Source organism: Maritalea sp. (genome assembly GCF_051251695.1).
In the GTDB taxonomy this organism is placed as follows: Bacteria; Pseudomonadota; Alphaproteobacteria; order Rhizobiales; family Devosiaceae; genus Maritalea.
The window spans coordinates 1-5,433 of record NZ_JBPOEU010000060.1; the positions used below are offsets into that span (position 1 = coordinate 1).

Below are 5,433 nucleotides of genomic sequence, written 5' to 3' on the forward strand. Positions count from 1 at the left end.
ATGAAGGTTACGATGAACCAGAAATCCTCCTTTATCAAACTACCCTAAGATGTTCCACATGCGTTGAAGTCAGACACTGCACGCAATTTTTCACGTGCTTCTCGTGGGTCGATTTTCAGTTCTTCGTAAATTTGCTTGAGCGTGATGATTTCAGTCATGATCGTCTACATGTTATGATGATCGATCGATAAGGTAGTCCATAGCATCTTGTCAGGGATGATATCTATTTGGAATTGGATATTGCCGAAAGCGGGTCTGCGGATTGAAGTGTTGGGTTCAATGAGTGGCGCTTCGGCGGGCGCCATAAATTCTACAAATTCAATTCTATCCCCGTCTGCCAAACTCCCAAAATCCAATTTGGTTACTTAAATTGTTCCTGAACCCGCAGCATTTACGCTTCGCCAATATGCTTGGTCTTTACCAAATTTCTCGCAATCTCTGGGTCGTTGCCGTCGGTTGGCCACCCTTCGCGTTGTTTGCTTCTTATGCCATCATTTTCTTCGGTTTGGTCATGGAATAGCACTACGCTTGTGGGGTAGGGCATATCGATTGCTGCGTTGTCGAGTGCGATGTAAACTGCTTTGATAACTCTGGAAAATGTGTGGGTTACTGTTTTACGGTCCGATGCTGTCCACCAGCGTAGTCGCACGATATTCGAAGAATCCGCGATAGCCCATGGCAAGGCTTCCACGCCGAGTTCTACGTCGACCCCTTCTACATCTAGGGCGGTTTTTTTGATGATGTTTATCGCCTGTTCCCAATCATCATTGCAACCAATGCCAATATCATATTCAGACCGACGATTTTCAAATGCGGTATTGACGATCACAGCATCGGTGTAGATGTCGGAATTTGGAATAACGACCCGGACACCGTCATAGGTCTTTAAAAAAGTAGCTCTTGTTTCGATCTTTTCAACCGTACCTTCGTGACCGCCAGATACGATTTGGTCGCCAACTTCGAACGGCTGGCGTAGCAAGATTAGAATGCCAGCAAGCATGTTTTGCAAGATATCTTTGAACGCAAACCCAATCGCGACGGAGCCGATACCTAGACCGGCAAACAGATCAACGGGTTTGATAGATGGCACAACGATGGTGATTGCAAGCATGGCGCCAGCGAGAATGGTCGACCATCGCAACAAAGACCCAAGAACAGCGCCCAAACTATCGCGTCCTCTTGAGCGGGCAGCGGAGTTTACGGATGTTGAGACGAAATGGGCGACCACCATAAATATGATAAATAGAATAATCGCTATGCCAATATTGGGGAGCAGGCGTAAAAACCCGTCGAGCCAACTGTCTAGCTTCTCAAATATGTTGCCGATATCTGCGTCAACTTCGTCCATTGGAATTTCTCCGCCCTAGTGCCAAAAATAAAATACCGCCCCAATTGCTTGGGGCGGTATGTATATATGCGAGATAAGATTGGCTATTACTTTTTGCGAAGCATTGAAGGAACAAGCACGTTAAGTGTTGTACCCTCATCGCGATGTTTCGCGCCAGCAACGGCTGCAAACCAAGCAGCTGCAGCACCAAGTGCTGCGCCAGCAGCGGTTGCAAAACCAATGATGACTGACTGATTGGTCGCCCAATTTTGCAACTCTAATGATAGTTCTGGGCCATCAGCGACGACTAGTGCTGCGGTTGTTAGAATACCAGTTAGGGTTGCAGCCATTGCAACGATGACAGTTGAAACGGCCCAAGCTGTTATGCCGTGGACGCCATCGCGGAATTCCACTTCATCAGCGGACGCGTCGTTCATTGTCATGCGCATACGTCCAGCCAAATAACCAGCGGCTGCTGAGCTGCTGACGGAGACAAGAAGTAACCACAAGCCAGCTGCGATGAAGCCGTATGAAACCGTGTTATCGGCACGGATTGGATCTGAAATGGCCAGCCCGGCAGTGGCGCCAAACTGAGTAAGAATTGTCGTTATTGCGATCGCAACAACGGCACCGGCCCAAACAGGGCCCCATTCCAAATATGACGTATTGGATGACGCTGCGCCTCGCGACACAATGTCGGTTTGTTGAGGAGCTGCCATGATCAACGTAGTCCTAGAGCTGAAAGAATAAAGAGTACGATGACAACGAGGCCGACGAGATAAATAATACCGTTCATGGTTTTTTCCTTTGACGTTTTATTTGTGTAGCGGGCCCAATTTACATGGGCCCGCAATTATCAGCAATAAGGCCGATGCATTTTTTCGGCTTAGTTTGCTTTGTAAGCAGGTTGTGCCATCAGCGCTTCTTTTGAGCTATCGACATAGACACGGACGTCAGAGCCGTCTTTGTCTGTTACAATGTTCAACTCTTTAAGCGTTACCGCGATGCGGTGTTCGCCCATTTCCAAGAAGCCACCAATGTCCAAAACGGCTCTTTCGATTTGGCCGTCTTTGCTCAGAAGAAGTGAGCCAACTTCGCCGATATCTTCGTCAGATGAACCGTAAACGCGTGCGCCCAAAAGTCTCTCTGCAGTTAGCTCTTTCATTTCGACCGTATTGTAGCCTTCACGCTCAACAATTGGCGCTGTCAACATTGGACGATCAGCGTTTGTCATTGTGACATTTTCCGATTTATCCATCATTGTTGATTTATATTCAGGCGCATCTTTAAGAGCCTGTGCGTTTGATTTTACAACAAGGAAAAAGCCGTCGGCATCGTCTTGTTTTTTGACGAATTGGATTTCACTCATTGAAACCGCAACGTTTTTCTCGCCAATGCCGATGAACCCACCAATACCCAGGATAACGGCCAAAACTGATCCGTCACGCGAGAGAATGAGGTCGTTGACTTCGCCAATATCATCCCAGTTGGCTTCGTCGCCTTGTGCGATCATCACGTCGTTTGCAATGGCCATTTCAGTTGAATAGACGCGCATGCCGATAACGTTTGATGCCGCAAGATCGGTTTGTTGGGCTTCATAGGTGCTGAACATATCAGAGTGGGTGTGAGAGTCTGCGTAAGCAGATGTTGACAACATCAAAGCAAGCGCCGTCGTTACGAAAAGATTTTTCATTTTGGTTTCCCTATCATTATGAGATATTCGGCGCGGTGAGGCGCCGGTCTTAGGTGTTAATTTTCAAAGTTCGTTCGCCGTAGAAGCTGGAGTTCGTCCCTAGCCAAAAGGCATTGGGTCTCCAGTCGCTCGTTTTGGTTTAAGAGCGGGTCGCGCTCGCCACCGCATCGACGTGTTTTGACATCTCAGTCACCCCTCACTCGCACCACTATTTGCTGTGTTTAGTTTGAGTGAGGCGATTATGATGATGTCGGTTCGGCTAAGGTGTGAACTTGTAATCAATCGTCGATTGATTTGGACCATTCGTCGACTTCGCGTTCGGCTTCTTCTTTTGTCTTGCCGTAGCGTTCTTGAATACGGCCAGCAAGAATATCTTTTTTACCAGCAGCTTTGTCCAAATCGTCATCAGTAAGCTCGCCCCATTTGGTTTTTGCTTGGCCTTGGAGCTGCTTCCATTTTCCTTCGATAATATCCCAGTTCATAGTGCATCCCTTTAGATTTCCAGTTTCGGATAACGCTTTTTAACAAAGCGCATCATCTCTCGCTTTAAACTGGTTTGATGCGATGGCTTTTTAGTTCGGTCAGGCTGAACTAGACCGCTCACTCGATTGTTCTTTCAAGTGGAATTTGCAGTCCTGAGGATACCAAGCTCAAATTGGCCTGTGCATTTGCCCCTCAGATACGAGATCACATAAAATTGGAGTTGAATGTATATGACAATCAAAAACCAATCTGACCTGTTTGTGCATACCCTTAAGGATATCCTTTATGCGGAACATCAGATCGCAATAGCTCTGCCCAAAATTATCGGTAAGACTGGAGACGGCAAACTACGTGGTCTGTTTGAGGACCATCTGGATGAAACGAACAGACATGTTTCTCGGCTTAAAAGGGCGTTCGCAGTGCTTAATGAAAATGCCGAAGGTGTGAAGTGTCCTGCCATTGATGGCATCATCGATGAAGCTGTGGAACTAATGTCTGAAATTGAAGACCCCGATACTCGGGATGCGGGACTGATTGCGGCAATGCAAGCCGTTGAACACTATGAAATCACGCGCTACGGCACTCTTTGTGTTTGGGCTAAGCAGCTTGGCCATATCGAGGTCAAAAATCTGCTCGAAGAAACCTTGTCCGAGGAGAAGGATGCTGACGATAAATTGACTCAAATCGCAGAGAACAGCATCAACACAAAAGCATTTGTTTAGTTCGTTGATACAGTATGCAATAATGATGTTGATTTGGCTTCTTACGTTGAGGTGGCTGGATATAGCTTAGTTTAGTGGAGTTCGACCGATGAGTGAAATTGCTAAGAGTTGCCTTGTCGAAAAACTGTCGCACTATATTGAGCTTGATGAAGACTCGCTTCGCCATATCGCAAGCCTTGAGCAAGACGAAAAAGAATTTGACCGACATTCAGAAATCAATCGGCCAGGTGCGGATTCTAGCTTTTTGCATGTGGTAAAAAAAGGTTGGCTTTACACCTATACAGACATGCCAGATGGCCGTCGCCAAGTTGTTCAAATCCATCATCCTGGTGATGTCGTGGGTTTTGCTGATGTTGCGTTTAAAAATGCGTCTACAACATTACGCACAGCAGAAGATGCGATTTTGTGCCCTTTCCCCAAAAAGCGTTTGGACGTTATTTTTGAAGAATCCCCTGTGCTGACCGCACTGTTATTTTCGTTGGCAGTTAGGGAGCATGCATTGTTGTTGGATTCAATGCGGGTTATGGGGCGAATGGATGCGCGTGAACGTTTATCCTACATGTTTTTAGATATTTTGACTAAACTTAGAGTAACCAATAAATCGATTACAAACACTATTCGGCTTCCCCTAAATCAGACGGAAATTGGCGACTATATTGGCCTTACCAATGTGTATGTCAGCAAGAGCCTCATCGCTTTGGAAGAAGATGGCGTGATTTTGCGTAAGGACAACCAACTGACGATCCTGAAGGAAGATCACATGGCTCGTATGTGCGATTTTCAAGACAGGTATCTCGAAATCGATACATCATGGTTCCCCAAGGCACGGCCGAAATCTAGCTAACGTTGAAAACAAAAGATCAACTTGTTGTCGGCTTTTGACAGCTCATTATGTGCTGTTTAATTGTCATTTGTTTGATCCTTCCGCGTTGATTTAAAATAGCCAGCTGACGTATGAAGCAGAGATCAGCAGGTGCAATATCACTAATTTGCCTCGTGAATGCTAACTTAAATCAGCTGCCCACTTAATGCCTTTTTTTGCGCAATTAGTAAGCCAAATTTTAGCTGGCGATTTACCCATGATCAAAAGAGATACCTTACGGTTCAAACCTGTCTGACGTCAGCGCCAATGGTGTCCGTCATCAAATGAAATGGGTTATTTAGAGCGGTTTGATTACTGGAGGCTCTGGTTCATTTGCTTATTGATT

At 46.2% G+C, this 5,433-nt stretch carries 6 protein-coding genes; 2 read left to right on the plus strand and 4 right to left on the minus strand.

Annotated features, from left to right (window positions below):
• Nucleotides 1-391: 391 nt before the first annotated feature.
• The 4 genes from ACSHWX_RS17660 to ACSHWX_RS17675 form a co-directional block, all read right to left on the minus strand.
• Nucleotides 392-1,348: a mechanosensitive ion channel family protein gene (locus tag ACSHWX_RS17660; RefSeq protein WP_435669528.1), complete on the minus strand. Its 957-nt coding sequence runs from the start codon at nt 1,346-1,348 to the stop codon at nt 392-394.
• Nucleotides 1,349-1,434: 86 nt separating this feature from the next.
• Nucleotides 1,435-2,046 (minus strand): hypothetical protein, encoded by a 612-nt coding sequence (locus ACSHWX_RS17665; RefSeq protein ID WP_435669529.1) that lies wholly within the window; start codon nt 2,044-2,046, stop codon nt 1,435-1,437.
• A 167-nt stretch (nt 2,047-2,213) separates the two neighbouring features.
• On the minus strand, nt 2,214-3,020 hold the full coding sequence (locus tag ACSHWX_RS17670; RefSeq protein ID WP_435669530.1) for a PRC-barrel domain-containing protein: 807 nt from the start codon (nt 3,018-3,020) through the stop codon (nt 2,214-2,216).
• A 278-nt stretch (nt 3,021-3,298) separates the two neighbouring features.
• On the minus strand, nt 3,299-3,502 hold the full coding sequence (locus tag ACSHWX_RS17675; protein WP_435669531.1) for a CsbD family protein: 204 nt from the start codon (nt 3,500-3,502) through the stop codon (nt 3,299-3,301).
• A gap of 231 nt (nt 3,503-3,733) precedes the next feature.
• On the opposite strand from ACSHWX_RS17675, the gene ACSHWX_RS17680 reads away from it, so the two are divergent.
• Nucleotides 3,734-4,225: a ferritin-like domain-containing protein gene (locus ACSHWX_RS17680; protein WP_435669532.1), complete on the plus strand. Its 492-nt coding sequence runs from the start codon at nt 3,734-3,736 to the stop codon at nt 4,223-4,225.
• Between the two features lie 88 nt (nt 4,226-4,313).
• Nucleotides 4,314-5,069 carry a Crp/Fnr family transcriptional regulator gene (locus tag ACSHWX_RS17685; RefSeq protein ID WP_435669533.1) on the plus strand — a complete coding sequence of 252 codons (756 nt, stop codon included), beginning with the start codon at nt 4,314-4,316 and terminating at the stop codon, nt 5,067-5,069.
• The last annotated feature ends 364 nt before the right edge of the window (nt 5,070-5,433 follow it).